The organism is Phytohabitans maris (assembly GCF_031085175.1).
In the GTDB taxonomy this organism is placed as follows: Bacteria; Actinomycetota; Actinomycetes; order Mycobacteriales; family Micromonosporaceae; genus Phytohabitans; species Phytohabitans maris.
In genome coordinates this window covers 114,350-129,702 of the sequence record NZ_JAVHUY010000017.1, presented here as the reverse complement: position 1 = coordinate 129,702, position 15,353 = coordinate 114,350, and the positions used below count along the sequence as shown (strand labels likewise).

At 72.2% G+C, this 15,353-nt stretch carries 12 protein-coding genes; 3 read left to right on the top strand and 9 right to left on the bottom strand.

Annotated elements, in window-relative coordinates:
• The first annotated feature begins 192 nt into the window (after nucleotides 1–192).
• From RB614_RS19670 to RB614_RS19660, 3 genes are all read left to right on the top strand, one after another.
• Complete coding sequence (locus RB614_RS19670; RefSeq protein WP_308714013.1) at nucleotides 193–1,392, top strand: lytic transglycosylase domain-containing protein; 1,200 nt, start codon at nucleotides 193–195, stop codon at nucleotides 1,390–1,392.
• A gap of 69 nt (nucleotides 1,393–1,461) precedes the next feature.
• A complete protein-coding gene (locus RB614_RS19665; RefSeq protein ID WP_308714011.1) occupies nucleotides 1,462–2,469 on the top strand; it encodes a GNAT family N-acetyltransferase in 1,008 nt (335 codons plus the stop codon).
• Nucleotides 2,470–2,552: 83 nt separating this feature from the next.
• A complete protein-coding gene (locus RB614_RS19660) occupies nucleotides 2,553–5,738 on the top strand; it encodes a lamin tail domain-containing protein (protein ID WP_308714010.1) in 3,186 nt (1,061 codons plus the stop codon).
• Nucleotides 5,739–5,954: 216 nt separating this feature from the next.
• Here the strand turns inward: RB614_RS19660 and RB614_RS19655 are convergent, their stop codons facing one another.
• From RB614_RS19655 to RB614_RS19615, 9 genes are all read right to left on the bottom strand, one after another.
• Nucleotides 5,955–6,311 carry a VOC family protein gene (locus tag RB614_RS19655; RefSeq protein WP_308714009.1) on the bottom strand — a complete coding sequence of 119 codons (357 nt, stop codon included), beginning with the start codon at nucleotides 6,309–6,311 and terminating at the stop codon, nucleotides 5,955–5,957.
• Nucleotides 6,312–6,746: 435 nt separating this feature from the next.
• Nucleotides 6,747–7,736: a porphobilinogen synthase gene (gene hemB, locus RB614_RS19650; protein WP_308714008.1), complete on the bottom strand. Its 990-nt coding sequence runs from the start codon at nucleotides 7,734–7,736 to the stop codon at nucleotides 6,747–6,749.
• On the bottom strand, nucleotides 7,736–9,316 hold the full coding sequence (locus RB614_RS19645) for a bifunctional uroporphyrinogen-III C-methyltransferase/uroporphyrinogen-III synthase (RefSeq protein WP_308714007.1): 1,581 nt from the start codon (nucleotides 9,314–9,316) through the stop codon (nucleotides 7,736–7,738). The genes hemB and RB614_RS19645 overlap by 1 nt, the downstream gene beginning before the upstream one ends.
• A complete protein-coding gene (gene hemC / locus RB614_RS19640; RefSeq protein WP_308714006.1) occupies nucleotides 9,300–10,232 on the bottom strand; it encodes a hydroxymethylbilane synthase in 933 nt (310 codons plus the stop codon). The genes RB614_RS19645 and hemC overlap by 17 nt, the downstream gene beginning before the upstream one ends.
• A complete protein-coding gene (locus RB614_RS19635) occupies nucleotides 10,229–11,581 on the bottom strand; it encodes a glutamyl-tRNA reductase (protein WP_308714005.1) in 1,353 nt (450 codons plus the stop codon). Before RB614_RS19635 ends, hemC begins: the two co-directional genes overlap by 4 nt.
• A complete protein-coding gene (locus RB614_RS19630) occupies nucleotides 11,578–12,351 on the bottom strand; it encodes a redox-sensing transcriptional repressor Rex (RefSeq protein ID WP_308714004.1) in 774 nt (257 codons plus the stop codon). Before RB614_RS19630 ends, RB614_RS19635 begins: the two co-directional genes overlap by 4 nt.
• Before the next feature lie 136 nt (nucleotides 12,352–12,487).
• Nucleotides 12,488–13,132, bottom strand: coding sequence for a response regulator (locus RB614_RS19625; RefSeq protein WP_308714003.1), 645 nt, complete (start codon nucleotides 13,130–13,132; stop codon nucleotides 12,488–12,490).
• Between the two features lie 70 nt (nucleotides 13,133–13,202).
• Entirely contained in the window at nucleotides 13,203–14,498 is a 1,296-nt protein-coding gene (locus tag RB614_RS19620) for a sensor histidine kinase (RefSeq protein WP_308714002.1), read from the bottom strand.
• 204 nt (nucleotides 14,499–14,702) lie between these two features.
• Nucleotides 14,703–15,341: an HAD family hydrolase gene (locus tag RB614_RS19615; RefSeq protein ID WP_308714001.1), complete on the bottom strand. Its 639-nt coding sequence runs from the start codon at nucleotides 15,339–15,341 to the stop codon at nucleotides 14,703–14,705.
• Nucleotides 15,342–15,353 lie beyond the last annotated feature (12 nt).

Genomic DNA, 15,353 nt, shown 5'->3' with positions numbered 1-15,353 from the left:
AGACAGGGTACGACTGAGGCGCCTCCCGGCGCGATGCGCCATACTCGACCCGTGGTGGACGGGGAGGCGAGAAACGGAGAGGCGGGATCCGGGCGACCTCTGCGTTCGGCGGCGCCCGAGTGGGCCGGACCGCTGGGCAGCTCGGGTGCGGCTCCCGAGGAGTCGGCACAGACGGCGACGACCGAGATCCCCGTGGCCGGCGCGGACCAGCCCGCCGCCACCGTAGACAAGCCCGCCGCCGCGGAGAGCCCCACGGCCATCGTCGACAAGCCGGCCGTCACCGCGGAGAGCCCGGTGCCCGCCGCGGAGAAGACGGCCGAAAAGCCCGCGCCCGAGCAGCGGGGACCCGAGCCGGAGTCGGAGTGGGCCCGCCCGCCCGAGACGCCTCCCGTCCCCGCGGCGGACGCCACGACACCCGCCACCGACGCGCCCACGGTCACGGTGGCGGCCGCCTCCGCCGCCGTACCCGAGACTCCACCTGGACCTCGACGGCGGGTGCGGTTCGCGCATGCTTTTCGTGGCGCGCCCCGGGCGCGCGACGTGGCCCGCGACGGGCGGGCCTGGTCCGGGCGGCCGAGTGGCCGGCTCACGCTGCCGGCCGTGCTGCTGCTGGTGCTGGTCGTGGGTGGCGTGGTCGCCGGAGCGGTCGCGTTTCCGCTGACCGCCGGCTCGCGCAAGGCGGCGCCGGACCCGACGGCCAGCGGCGAGGCCGCGCCGACGTTCCCGGAAGGGCTGGCGCCGCTCCCCTCGACCGGAGCGCCGGTCGAGGGCGGCACACCCTCGCCGGGCGCGACCGGGACCACCGGGCCGGCGGTCGTCGGGCGCCCGGCCGACGTGCTCGCGGCGTGGGCCAACCAGACCGGCGGAAAGCTCGACATCCCGTGGGTGGCGATGCAGGCGTACGGGTACGCCGAGCTGGTCATCGCTAGGACCCGGCCGCAGTGCAGCCTCAAGTGGACGACCCTCGCCGCGATCGGCAAGATCGAGTCCAACCACGGGCGGCACAACGCCACGCTCGGCATCGACGGCGCCTCCTCCCCGCGCATCCTCGGGCCGGTGCTCGACGGCACCGGCGACACCCAGCGGATCGACGACACCGACGACGGCGTGCTCGACGGTGACCTGCTGTACGACCGGGCGGTCGGCGCGATGCAGTTCATCCCGTCGACGTGGAAGCAACACGAGGTCGACGCGGACAACGACGGCCTCAAAGACGTCAATGACATCGACGACGCCGCCCTCGCCGCCGGTAACTACCTGTGTCAGGGCGGGCGCAACATGGATCTCGCCAACGACTGGTGGAATGCCATCCTTTCCTACAATGACGTGCGGCGTTACGCCCAGGATGTATTTGACGCGGCAAACGATTACGGCAGCCGCAGTCGCACTTAGCGTCACCTCCCAGGCACTTTGAAGAACAAGGCCCTTCCCCTCACCTTCGGTTGGCGGCAAGCTGTACGGGTGAAGGTGCGCGAGTGGGATCCGCGGACCGCGTCATCCGCCGAGATCGAGTCCCTGCTGGACACTCTCAACGCGGTGCTCGCGGCCGACCTCCCTGACGATCCCCAGTGGCAGGACTCGTTCCTGCGTGAGTACCAGTCGGTGACCATGCCCGGCGAGCGGCGGATCTCCTGGGTGGCTGAGGAGGAGTCCGGCCGCATTGTCGGCCATGCCAATGTGCTTTTACTCGGTGACATCGGGGTGGTCGAGCTTTTCGTCCATCCGTCGGTGCGCCGCACCCGCCTTGCCCGCACCCTGCTCACCAAGGTGGTCCGCAGGGTCTATGACGAGGGTTTCTCCTCGATCGGCGTCGAGGTGGTCGGTGGCACGCCGGCAGTGCATTTCTACGAGTCGCTCGGCTTCGCCCGGGAGTACGTGGAGACCCGGAGCGTGCTCAAGCTGTCCACCGTGGACTGGCTGGCGGTCGGCGAGACGGCGGGCAGCGTCAGCGAGGGCTACCGGTTGGAGTATTTCCCGGGTGGCCCGCCCGACGACCTCATCGAGGGATACGCGGTGGCGAAGGCGGCGACGCGCGACGTCGACGACGGCGACCTCGACCTGCGTCCCAGTTCGTACGATCCGCAGCGGCTCCGCGACAGCCTCGCCTGCCTGCACGGGCGCGGCATGAAGCCCTACATCGTGCTGGCGATCCACCAGCAGACCGGCGCGGTCGCCGGGCTGACCGAGGTGGTGGTGCCCGCGCAGCACCCGACCCGCGCCGACCAGTACGACACGATCGTCGTGCCGGACCACCGCGGAAACGGGATCGACCGCGCGCTGAAGGCGCGCATGCTGTTCGAGCTCCGCTCGGCCGAGCCCCGGCTCACCGAGGTGCAGACGTGGAATGCGCCCGACAACGAGCCGATGCTCAAGGTCAACGCGGAGCTGGGGTTCATGGCCGACCGCGAGTGGTACGAGTACGGGGCGGACGTTCCGGAGCTGCTGCACAAGCTCGATCCGAAAACGTGACATCTATATGACACCCAGGCGATAGACGGGCGACGGATCAACGCCTTAACGTGCGTTGATCTCCCGTCTCGCCTGGAGGATGCATGCGCCGCCGCTTGTGCGCTCTGGTCGCGGTCACGCTCGCCTCGGTTGGGCTGGCGCCCGCCGCGGCGTCAGCAGCGCCCACCGACCTGTTCATATCGGAATACATCGAAGGATCGTCAAACAACAAGGCGATCGAGATATACAACGGCACCGGCGCCGCGGTCGACCTGGCGGCCGGCGGATACCAGCTCCGCATGTCCTTCAACGGGGCCACCACCTCGACAAACTTCGCGCTGACCGGCACGGTGGCCGACGGTGACGTCTTCGTCTTCGCCCACTCCTCCGCCTCGGCCGCGATCCTCGGCCAGGCCGACCAGACCACCGGCTCCGGGCTCTTCAACGGCGACGACGCGGTCGTGCTGGTCAAGGGCGCCTCGGCCGACGTCGTCGACGCGGTCGGCCAGGTGGGCGTCGACCCGGGCGCCGAGTGGGGCACCGGCCTCGCCAGCACGGCCGACAACACGCTACGGCGGCTCACCGCCCCCGACACCGACCCGAGCGACGCCTTCGACCCGGCGGCTCAGTGGGAGGGCTTCGCTTCGGACACCTTCGACGGTCTGGGTGCCTACGGCGCGAGCGCCTCGCTCTCCTGCGGCGGGACCCTGACCACCTCCTCCGGTGTGGCCGCGACCCGCGAGGTGACCGCGACCGACCCGGACGACACGATCGTCGACCTGGCGGTCAGCGCCCCGCACGCCGCGATCACCCGTACCTCGTTCACGCCGGCGGGCGCGCCCGGCGGCACGGCGACCGCCGTGGTCACCGCGGGCGCCGACCTGCCCGCCGGCACCTACCCCGTGACGGTCACCTCCACCGACACCGACGGCACGACCGCCACCTGCGGCTTCACCGTGCAGGTCACGACCGTGCTCTCGATCGGCGAGGTGCAGGGCCAGACCACCGACGCCGAAGACGGCAAGCTCGACCGCTCGCCGCTCGCGCCGGCCTCCGGCAACGGGACGAGCAGCGCGCTCTACGACGTGCGCGGCGTGATCACGCAGCGCACGCTGGCCCGCACCTCGGCCGGGGCCAGCCAGTACGGCTTCTTCCTGCAGAGCCGCGCCGGCGCCTCCGACGGTGACCCGTCGACCTCGGACGGGATCTTCGTCTTCATGAGCACCTTCACCAGCCTGATCGGCGGGTACGAGCCGGTCGTCGGCGACGAGGTCGTGCTCCGGGCGCGGGTGTCCGAGTTCTTCAACCTCACCCAGCTCTCCAGCGCCTCGCTCGTCCGCGTGCTCGACAGCGGCGTGACCGACGTGGCGGTCACGGACGCCCGGCCGCCGCTCGACCTGGCCGCCGCCGACCGCTTCTGGGAGCGGCACGAGGGCGAGCAGATCCGGGTACGCGCCGGCAGCGGCGTGGTCAGCGGGCGGGACGTCTTCGCCTCGACCGCCGACTCCGAGGTGTGGCTGGTCGACAAGGACTCGGCGCTGCTCGACCGGCGCGACAAGTTCGGCCGGCGGGTCTTCCGCGACGCGCACCCCAGCGACAACGTGCCCGGCCAGCTCTTCGACGACGGCAACGGCGAGCGCATCATGCTCGGCAGCATGGGCGTGAAGTGGGCCGCGCAGGACAGCACGACGCTGCTCCCGCCGGCGCACACCTTCGACACGCTGACCGCCGACGCGGTGGGCGGCCTCTACTTCTCCTTCGAGAAGTACGGCGTGCAGGCGGCGTCGGCCTCGACCGCCGCCGGCACCTCGCCGGCGGGCAACGCACCGCCGAAGCCGGCCGCGCGGGATCGCGAGTTCGCGGTGGCGACGTACAACGTGGAGAACCTGTACGACTTCCGCGACGACCCGTTCGACGGCTGCGACTTCCTGGGCAACTCCGGCTGCCCCGGGGTGAGCCCGCCGTTCGACTACGTGCCGCTCTCCGAAGAGGAGTACCAGGCGCAGCTCGGCAACCTCGCCGACCAGATCGTCAACGACCTGCACGCGCCGGACCTGATCCTGGTGCAGGAGGCCGAGGACCAGGACATCTGCTCGGTATCCGGCGGGTCGCTGGTCTGCGGCACGGCCGACGACGCCGACGGTGCACCGGACACGCTCCAGGAGCTCGCGCTGCGCATCCGGGCGGCCCGGGGTCCCGCCTACGCCGCGGCGTACGACCGGGACGGCGCGGACGACCGGGGCATCACGGCCGCGTTCCTCTACCGCACCGACCGGGTGTCGCTCGCCCCGGCCGCCGCGAACGATCCGGTGCTGGGCTCGGCGCCCACCGTGTCGTACCGGGCGCCCGGGCTGGCGTACAACGCGGACGTGCAGAACCCGAAGGCGCTCAACGCCGACCTCCCCGCCGACGTGGACACCTCCACCGGCGTGGACGGCTCGGACGTCTTCACCCGGGCGCCGCAGGTCGGCAAGTTCACGGTGGCGGCCTCGCCCGGCTCGTCCGACAGGTTTACGGTGTGGGCGGTCAGCAACCACTACTCGTCCACTCCGGACGGTCGGATCGGGCAGCGCCGCGAGCAGGCCAGGTACGGCGCGGCCATCGTGACCGCGATCGGGGCCGGTGCCCGCGTCGTGTACGGCGGTGACCTCAACGTCTTCCCCCGCCCCGACGACCCGGTGCAGCCCGTCTCCGACCAGCTCGCCCCGCTCTACGACGCCGGGCTGCACAACCTCTGGGAGGACCTCGCGGCGCAGGTGCCCGAGTCGGCGTACTCGTACGTCTTCGAGGGCCAGGCGCAGACGCTGGACCACCTCTTCGTCAGCCCCACGCTCCGCGCCGACCTGGTGCAGATGCGGGCGGCCCACGTCAACGCCGACTGGGCGGCCGACTACGCCGGCGACGGCTCGCGCGGCTCCAGCGACCACGATCCGCAGGTCGCTCGCTTCCGTTCGCGGCCGACACTCTCCATCGCCGACGTGTCGGTGGTGGAAGGCAACCGCGGCGAGACGCCGATGACCTTCACGGTGACGGCCTCCCGCCCCGTGCCCCAGCCGATCGTGCTCTGCGCCGCCACGCTGGGCGTCACCGCGCTGCCCGGCTCGGACTTCGACACCTTGGTCCGCTGCACGGTGATGCCGGCCGGCGCCAGCACGGCCACGTTCACCGTGTCGGTCAACGGCGACCGCAAGCGCGAGCCCGACGAAAAGCTCGCCCTGCTGGTCGGCTCACTGCCCGGCCAGTGGTCCGGCGACCCGATCGCCTACGGCACGATCGTCGACGACGACTGATCATCGCTCGCCCTGAGAGACCCGAGCCGGGCTGCGCCTTCAGACGCGGCCCGGCTCGCTCGGCTTCGCCGGTCGTGGCCTGGCTCTTTCCTTGACGGTCGCGGCTCCGCTCGGCCTATGCGGTCGCGGCCCGGCCTCGCGGTCGCGGCCCGGCCTCGCGGTCGCGGCCCGGCCTCGCGGTCGCGGCCCGGCCTCGCGGTCGCGGCCCGCTTTCGGTCATCGGTCCTGGAGCAGCCCGAGGACGTTGCCGTCGGGGTCGGTGACCGTCGCCACCAGACGGCCGCCGCCGACGTCGTGCGCGGCCTCCTTCAGCGTGGCACCGGCGGCGGTCACCTCGGCCAGCTTCGCCTCGATGTCCGGCACGTGCCAGTACGCCACCGGCGAGGTCATCCCCTGCGGTCCCCCGTCCGGCACCAGCCCGATGTGCTGGCCCTCGACGTCGAAGCCGGCGTAGTAGGGCGCGTCGGTCTGCGGCGCTACGCCGAGCAGGGCGGTGTAGACCGCTTTGGCCTTGTCGAGGTCGGAGACGGGGTGCAGCACGGTCTTGATTCCCTGCGTGGACGAGCCAGTCATGGTCACTCCTGAAGGTCGTGGTTACGGTCGGTTTCTGTCCCGACAACCACGCTAGGTGCGCCCCAAGCCCCGTGCTTCTCGATTCCTGACCGCTCCGCGCCAGCTGCGAACCGCACGCTGTGATCGACGGCGGTCGAGCGGGTCAGGCTTGCGATCGTGGACGTTTGGTGCCCCTGGAGGGGCAGCGAAGTACCACGATCTCCCGCCGCCGACCTCGATCTTGGGATCCGCCCCAGGCACCGACCTGGGGCGTCGGCCCCGACCGAAACGGGCCAGGTGAGGGGTGGGCTTGAGCCGCGGGCCTGGCAGCGGAGGTCGGGGGTTCGGCGGGCGCCAAGCGAGCCGCCGACCGCAGCGGTGCCCGCAGGAAAGCACTCAAGAAAACGCTCCGCTCTTCCCCGGGGACGCCGCGCGCATGCGGACCGGGGTAGCGAATCAGTAGCGGGCGCGGAGGGCGGCGGCCGCGTCGAGGGCCCAGTAGGTGAGGATGATCTGGGCGCCGGCCCGGCGGATGGAGGTCAGCGTCTCCAGCATGGTGCGGTCGCGGTCGAGCCAGCCGTTGGCGGCGGCGGCCTCGACCATCGCGTACTCGCCGGAGATCTGGTAGGCGGCGACCGGCACGTCGAAGCTGGCGTGGACGGCGGCGATCACGTCCAGGTACGGCAGTGCCGGCTTGACCATCACGATGTCGGCGCCCTCGTCGACGTCCAGGGCGACCTCGCGCAGGGCTTCGCGCACGTTGGGCGGGTCCTGCTGGTACGTGCGGCGGTCGCCGACCAGCGAAGACTCCACCGCGTCGCGGAAGGGGCCGTAGAGCGCCGAGGCGTACTTGGCGGCGTAGGCGAGGATGGCCACGTCCTGGTGGCCGGCGGCGTCGAGTGCCTTGCGCACCACGCCGACCTGGCCGTCCATCATCCCGGACGGGCCGACCACGGCGGCGCCGGCGGCGACCTGGGCCACCGCCATCTCGGCGTAGAGGGCCAGCGTGGCGTCGTTGTCGACCGTGCCGTCGGCGGCCAGCACTCCACAGTGGCCGTGCGAGGTGAACTCGTCCAGGCACAGGTCGCTCATCACGACGGTGGCGTCACCGACCTCGGCGGCCACGTCGCGCAGCGCGACGTTGAGGATGCCGTCGGGGTCGATGCCCGCCGAGCCGGTCTCGTCCTTGTTTTCCGGCGCTGGCACGCCGAAGAGCATGATGCCGCCGATGCCGGCCTGGGCCGCCTCGACCGCGGCCTTGCGCAGCGAGTCGCGGGTGTGCTGCACGACGCCGGGCATGGACGCGATCGGGCGCGGCTCGGTCAGACCCTCCTTGACGAACATCGGGAGGATCAGCTCGGACGGGGCCAGCTTGGTCTCCTCGACCAGCCGGCGCATGGCTGGCGTGCGGCGCAGGCGCCGCGGCCGCACATCGGGAAAGGGCATCAGCGGAACCTAAGGGCAGTGGGCCCCTGCACCTTTGAACCGCGGCGCTGCTTGGCCGGCATGGCAGCCAGCTTTTCGCGCAACTCCACGGCGTATCCGGCGAGGGCCTCGACCAGGTCTGGCACGGACGCGTGAGTGGGCTGGACGTCGACCCGGAGGCCGAACTCCGTCGCCGTCTCGGCCGTCTTCGGACCGATCACGGCGACCACGGTGCGGGTGTGTGGCTTACCGGCGATGCCCACCAGGTTACGCACGGTGGATGACGACGTGAAGAGGACCGCGTCGAAGCCACCCGACTTGATGGCGTCCCTGATTTCCGCGGGTGGCGGTGCCGCGCGGACCGTGCGATACGCGGTGACGTCGTCGACCTCCCACCCGCGCTCACCCAGGCCGGCGGCGAGCGTCTCAGTGGCGATGTCGGCGCGCGGCAGCAGCACCCGGCCGACCGGGTCGAGCACCTCGTCGTGCGGCGAGAACTCGGCCAGCAGGCCCTCGCTCGACTGCTCACCCGACGGTACGAGCTCGGGCTGGATGCCGAACGCGCGCACCGCGTCCGCCGTCGCGTCGCCGATGCAGGCGATCTTCACGCCGCCGAAGTGACGGGCGTCGAGGCCGTGCTCGGCGAACTTCTCCCAGACGGCCCGCACCGCGTTGACGGAGGTGAAGATGACCCAGGCGTACCTGCCGTCGACCAGGCCCTTGACCGCGCGCTCCATCTGGGCCGGGGTGCGTGGCGGCTCGACCGCGATGGTCGGCACCTCGCACGGGATCGCACCGTACGCGCGCAGGGCCTCGCTCATCACGCCGGCCTGCTCCTTGGTGCGCGGCACGAGCACCTTCCACCCGTACAACGGGCGGTTTTCCCACCAGCTCAGCTTGTCGCGGTGGGCGACGCCCTGGCCCAGGGTGAGTACGACGCGGCCGGTGAAACCGAGCGCGGCGGCGACGAAGCTCTCCACAGTGGACGACGTGGTGTACTGCGTCTCGCCGGTGCCGTCGCCGGTCACGCCCACCGCCGTCTCGCCGTCCACCCCGACGGCGAGCAGGCCGTCGCGTACGGCGGCGAGGTCGCCCGCGTCGACCGCGAGCGCGAGCGAACCGCGGGAGATGGCCGCGGCGAGCGCCTCGAAGTCCAACGTGGACACATCGTCGACGTCGGCGGCCGTGCGGACGCCGGGCAGCGGCACGCCGGCGTACGTGGCGACGCCCTCGGCCTGGCCGACGCCGGGCACCACCTCGAAGTGCACGGCGGTGCGCGCCACCGCCTGCACCTCCTTGACGACCGAGTCGTGGCCGAACGGGTCGCCGGCGACCAGGTGCACCGCCTGCAGGCCGGAACGGGCCGCGGAGAGCAGGACCTTGGCCACGTCGCCCGGGGCCCCCTCGGCCGGGCTGAACTGGGTGTCGCTCTTGGCTTCCGCCCGGATCGCGTCGAGCAGCGGCTCGGAGACGCCCCGGTCGTAGACGACCTGGTCGGCCTCGGTAAGCGCGGCGTGCGCCCGGCGGGTCAGCAGACCGGGATCGCCGGGACCAGCCCCGACGAAGGCAATCCGGCCTGCGGGCTTACGGGTGCGGCTCATTTTCTGTGCTCCCAAGTAGGGTCTCGGCGCCGCTCTCGACAAGATCGGCGGCGAGAGCGCGTCCGATCTCCGCCGCGGCGGCGGGCGTACCGGTGCGGGACAGCCGGATGTCTCGGGTGCCATCCGGACTGATCACCGCACCGCGCAGGTAGATCTCTTCACCGTCGTCGCCCTCGGCGACCTCGGCGAAGGCGGCCACCGGAGCACTGCACCCGGCCTCCAGCGTGGCCAGCAACGCCCGCTCCGCGGTGACCGCGGCCCGGGTCGGTGCGTGGTCGAGCCTCCCCAGCAGCCCGACCAGGTCTTCGTCGTCGATCCGGCACTCCACCGCCAGCGCACCCTGAGCCGGGGCGGGCAGCATCAGCATCGGATCGAGAGTCTCGGTGATCTCGGCGGTGCGGCCGAGGCGTGCGATGCCGGCGCGGGCCAGCACGACGGCGTCGAGCTCGCCCTCGCTCACCTTGCGCAGCCGGGTGTCGACATTGCCCCGGATCGGCACCACCTCGAGCTGCAGCCCGAGCGCGCGCAGCTGGGCCATCCGCCGCAGCGCGCCGGTGCCCACCCGGGACCCCGGTGGCAGCTCCGCGAGGGTGCGGCCACCGCTGGCCACGAGCGCATCGCGCGGGTCCTCCCGCGGCGGTACGGCGGCGATGTGCAGCCCGTCGGCGGGTGCGGTGGGCAGGTCCTTGTACGAGTGGACGGCGAAGTCGATCTCCTTGGCGAGCAGCGCGTCGCGCAGCGCCGACACGAAGACGCCCACGCCGAGCTGCTGCACCGGCGCGCTCGACCGGTCGCCGGCCGTCACGATCTCGACCAGCTCCACGTCGCGCCCGGTCGCCGCGCGCAGGCTGTCGGCGACGTGCTGGGACTGGGCCAGGGCGAGCGCGCTACCCCGGGTGCCGAGCCGCAAGCTCACGAGTGCTCCTCCAGATCGGGCACCTCGCCGGCCTGGGCGCTCCGCGGCACCTCGAGGTCGAACAGCTCGCGCAGCAGCGCGGTGTACTGGTCGCCGCCGGGCTCCGCGGCGAGCTGCCGCACCCGTACGGTCGGCGAGTGGAGCAGCCGCTGCACGACCCGGTGCACGGTGTGTGCCACGTCGGCGCGCTGCTCGTCGGTCAGGTCAGGGCGGCGCTGGGCCAGCCGGCGCAGCTCGGCGCTCACCACGTCGTCGGCGCGGGTGCGCAGCGCGGCGACGGTCGGTGCGACGTCGGCGCCGCGCAGCCAGCCGAGAAACGCCTCCACCTCGGCGCCCACGATCTCCTCGACCGCGGCCTCGTCGACGGCGGCCGGGCCGGTGCGCAGGCTGGCGGCGAGGCGGTCGATGTCGATCACCACGACGCCGGGCACCGCGGCGGCCTCCGGCTCGACGTCGCGCGGCACGGCCAGGTCGAGGATGACCAGGGGCCGGTCGCGCCCTTCGACCGCGCGGGACACGGCCTCGCGGGTCAGCACGTGCTCGGTCGAGGCCGTGGCGGTGGCCACCACGTCGACGCCGGCCAGCGCGGCGGGCAGGTCGTCGAAGGGCACGGCCGTCGCGCCGTACGCCGCGGCGAGCCGCTCGGCGCGCCCGGCACCGCGGTTGGTCACGGTCAGCGGGCCGGCGCCGGAACGCGCCAGCGTGGCCAGCGAGAGCGAACCCATCGCGCCGGCGCCGATCACCAGCGCCGGGCGGCCGGCCAGGTCGGTGGGCGGGTGCTCGCAGTCGACGCCGAGCAGGCACTCGTGGTCGACGGCGAACGCGGACGCGGCCACGCCGAGCGCGGCGGTCACCACGCTCTGGCCGGCGCGGTCGATGCCGGTCTCCGCGTGCGCCCGCTTGCCCACGCGCAGGGCCTGCTGCATCAGCTCGTGCAGCAGCCGGCCGGCGCTCTCGTGGTCGATCGCCGCCTGGTACGCCTCGCGGAGCTGCCCGAGGATCTGCGCCTCGCCGACCACCATCGAGTCGAGCCCGCTGGCCACCCGGAACGCGTGCTGGACGGCGGCGGAGTCGTAGTGCACGTACAGGTGCTCGGCGAGGTCGGTGGAGCTGCACCCGGCCCGCTCGCCGAGCACGGTGCAGATCTCGCCGAGGCCGCCGTGGAAGCCGTTGACCGCCGCGTACACCTCTACGCGGTTGCAGGTGGAGAGCACGACGGCCTCGCTCACGTACGACTGGGCGAGGAGCCGGTCGTGCACCGTGGCGAGGTCGGTCGGGGCCACCGCGATCTGCTCGAGGATCGACACCGGCGCGGTGCGGTACGACGCGCCAACGACTATCAGGTTCACGTGCCGACCGCCTCCTCCGTGCCGGTAGCGGAGAGCCCACCCGGCAACGCCGTGAGGCCACCCGCGGGGCCGGTGGCCGGCAACGAGGTGAGCGATGCCTTGCGGTGCTCGTGGAACGAGAGGATCTGCAGCTCGATCGCGAGATCGACCTTGCGGACGTCAACCCCCTCGGGTACCGAGAGTACGCAAGGAGCGAAGTTGAGAATGCTCGTAACACCCGCGGCGACCAACTGATCAGCGACGCTCTGCGCGGCCGGGGCCGGAGTCGCGATCACGCCAATGGCGATCGACTCGGCGGCGGCGATCTGCGTGAGGTCGTCGATATGGTGCACGACCAGCCCGTTTATCCGCTCGCCCACACGGGACGGATCGGCGTCGAAAAGGGCGGCGATGCGGAAACCACGAGTGGCGAAGCCCGCGTAACCAGCCAGCGCATGACCGAGGTTACCCACGCCGACCAGGGCCACCGCCCGGCGCTGAGTGAGACCCAACACGTACTCGATCTGCTCGATCAGCAGGGCCACGTCGTAACCGACGCCACGCGTCCCGTATGACCCGAGGTGGGACAGGTCTTTGCGGAGCTTTGCGGAATTGACCCCGGCCGCGCTGGCCAGGCCCTCGCTGGAGACGGTGTCGTGGCCGGTCTCGGCGAGGTTGTGCAGCGCACGCAGGTACTCCGGAAGGCGGGCCACCGTGGCCTCCGGCAGATCCGGAAGGGCCGGGACGGCACCGGGCTGCCCGGATTGACCACCGGGGCGCTGCTGACTCATGTGACTCCGTGCTCCGTGGGGAACCCACCGTCGACTGCCCCGGAGGGCTGTGCTAGCGGGGCGCTACGGCTTTACAGACTAGGCGCTTGTGAAGTCGTGCACAAATCGCGATCTTGATCAAGCGACGTCAAGCGACTCAGGTGCCGAGGTACGCGAGGACGGCCAATACCCGCCGGTGCTGCTCCTCGTCGGGAGGGAGTTGAAGCTTGGTGAAGATGTTGCGTACGTGCTTTTCCACCGCACCGTCGCTCACGACGAGAATGCGCGCGATCGCCGTATTCGACCGGCCCTCGGCCATCAGCGACAGCACTTCGCGCTCGCGCGGGGTCAGCTCGCGCAGCGGGTCGTCGCGGCGCCGCCGCACCAGAAGCTGGCTCACCACCTCGGGGTCGAGCACGGTGCCGCCGGCGGCCACCCGGGCGACCGCGTCGAGGAACTCGGCGATGGCTGCCACCCGGTCCTTGAGCAGGTAGCCCACCGCACCGGCCCGGTCGGCGAGCAGGTCGTCCGCGTACGACACCTCGACGTACTGGGAGAGGACCAGGATCGGGGTACGCGGCACCCGCTCGCGGGCGGCGACCGCCGCCCGGAGCCCCTCGTCGGTGTGGGTGGGCGGCATCCGCACGTCCACGATCGAGATGTCTGGGCGGTGCTCCTCGATCGCCTCGACCAGGCTGTCGCCGTCACCCACGGCGGCGACGACATCGTGGCCGTTTTCCGTCAGCAACCGGACGAGGCCCTCCCGGAGGAGGACCGCGTCATCGGCTATCACGACGCGCATGGGGCTTTGTAGCGCGGCGTCGCTCAGCATGGCAACTCGGCGCGCACCTCGGCCGGGCCACCGAACTGGCTCAGCATGGCAGCTCGGCGCGCACCTCGGTCGGGCCGCCGGACGGGCTCAACACTTCGAGCGTGCCGCCGTTGGACCGCAGCCGGTCGGCGATCCCGGCCAGGCCGTGGCCCTTGGAGACGTGCGCGCCACCCTCGCCGTCGTCGATGATGTCGATCTTCAGCCGGTCTCCGGTGCGGGAGACGACCACCCAGCACTCGCTGGCCCGGCTGTGCTTGGCCACGTTGGTGAGCGCCTCGGCCACCACGAAGTACGCCGTGGTCTCCACCGACGGCTCCAGCCGCCCCAGCTTGGGATCGACGGTGAGGTCGACCGGGATCACGCCGCGGGCCGCGAGGGCGGCGAGCGCGCTCGGCAGGCCGCGGTCGACCAGGATCGGCGGCGCGATACCCCGGGAGAGCGCGCGGAGCTCGGCCAGCGTGTCTCGGGTCTGGGTGAGCGCCTCGTCCAGCGTGCGCCGGGCCGCCTCCGGGTCGGTCTCCATCTGCTGCTGTGCCCGGCCCAGGTCCATGGCCAGCCGCACCAGCCGCTGCTGCGGGCCGTCGTGGATGTCGCGCTCCAGCCGGCGCAGCGCGTTGGCCTCGGCGGAGACGGCCGCCGCCTTCTGCTCCTCCAGCACGGTGATCCGGTTGCGCATCTCGGCCACGCCGGTCAGCAGCGCCTTGCCGAAGCTCGCCTCCAGCAGCGCGCAGCCGCGCACCACGACCGGGAGCGTGATCAGGAAGAAGATGCCGAACGCGCTGTACATCGCGATGCGCGCCCCGATCGAGTCACCGAGGCCGAGCAGCTCGCTCAGGTCCTGGTCGTCGGGGCCGTTGGGGATCGCCCACGCGTAGGACCAGTAGAGGCAGCCACCGATCGCGCCGGCCCACCAGACGAGCGTGACGACGAACGAGAAGATCGTGATCGGAAACTTGATGATGCCGTGGGCGAGGTCGAGCCAGGACTGGGTGTCAGCGATCGGTGTGATCACCCGGCGCCACACGCCGGCGCCCTCGTCAGCGGTCCGGTAGTGCGGCCGGACCCGGGCCTGCCGCAGCACCATCGGCATGCGCAGCCGCTCCATGTCGGCGAACGCGCGAGCCGCGTAGAGCGCCCCGGCCAGGATCGGCAGGCCGATGACGGTGATGCCGAGACCGACACCGGCCGCCAAACCGGTGATCAGGACGATGAACGACGCCACCGCGATCGGGAAGCCCAGCAGTACGTAGGCGGAGTCGACCGCCAGCTGGCGGAGCATGGGACGGCGGGCGCTCGGCTCGGCGCCGAGGCTCGCTGGCGCGGTGGTGGTGGTCATGTCATCGACGCTAGGCATCGGGCCGGCTGGCTCCCATCCCGTCGGCTGGCCTCTTGGCGGTAGGGCTTTCCCTACTATCGCGGACCAGCGCCGCGGGCGGGGCCCAGCCCGATCGCGACCGCACCCGCCACGCCGGCGCGGCGAGAGATCAGCGCGGCGCCGCGAAGCCCGGCGCGGCGGCGGGGCTAGGCGTCCGCGGCGAGGCTAGGCGTCCGCGGCGAGGCGCACGGCCTCGACCAGGGAGTCCGCCACCGGTACGCCGACCGCGCGCAGCCGGGCCGGATCGGTGAAGCCACCGGTGTACAGCACGCAGCGGGCGCCGACCGAGGCGGCCGCGTCGGCGTCGTCGACCGAGTCGCCGATCAGGACCGTGGCGGAGCCCTCGACGCCGAGCTCGGTGAGGTGCCGAGCGAGGTGCTCGGCCTTGAGGTCGCCGCCGACCGTGCCGCGCAGCCCGTCGACCCGGGCCAGCCGGGCGGTCAGGCCGCGCCGCTCGACCTCCGGCACGAGCTCGTGGTGAAACCACATCGAGAGCAGCGACTGGCTCCCCAGCCAGCTGGACATGGCGGTCTGCGCGTCGGCCGCCAGCCCGCAGGTGGCCAGGCCCAGCCGGTACGCGTCGTGGAAGATCTTGTCGAGGCGGCCGAACTCGCCCTCCTCCAGCGCCCGCCCCAGCACCTCGGCGTAGAACTCCGCGACCGGGCGGCGGAACGCGCGGCGGTGCGCCTCGGCGGTCAACGCCGGCGCGGCGACGCTGGCGAACGCCGCGTTGGTCGAGGAGACGACCAGGGGCAGGTCGTCGAGAAGAGTGCCGTTCCAGTCCCAGACAAGGTGCTTGCTCACCACGCGGGAACT

Excerpts from the sequence above, each read along its gene's own strand:
- RB614_RS19645 (WP_308714007.1), bottom strand. The coding sequence starts at position 9,316 with ATGAGCCGCACCCGTAAGCCCGCAGGCCGGATTGCCTTCGTCGGGGCT.
- RB614_RS19625 (WP_308714003.1), bottom strand. The coding sequence starts at position 13,132 with ATGCGCGTCGTGATAGCCGATGACGCGGTCCTCCTCCGGGAGGGCCTC.
- RB614_RS19655 (WP_308714009.1), bottom strand. The coding sequence starts at position 6,311 with ATGACTGGCTCGTCCACGCAGGGAATCAAGACCGTGCTGCACCCCGTC.
- RB614_RS19630 (WP_308714004.1), bottom strand. The coding sequence starts at position 12,351 with ATGAGTCAGCAGCGCCCCGGTGGTCAATCCGGGCAGCCCGGTGCCGTC.
- hemB (WP_308714008.1), bottom strand. The coding sequence starts at position 7,736 with ATGCCCTTTCCCGATGTGCGGCCGCGGCGCCTGCGCCGCACGCCAGCC.
- RB614_RS19660 (WP_308714010.1), top strand. The coding sequence starts at position 2,553 with ATGCGCCGCCGCTTGTGCGCTCTGGTCGCGGTCACGCTCGCCTCGGTT.
- RB614_RS19620 (WP_308714002.1), bottom strand. The coding sequence starts at position 14,498 with ATGACCACCACCACCGCGCCAGCGAGCCTCGGCGCCGAGCCGAGCGCC.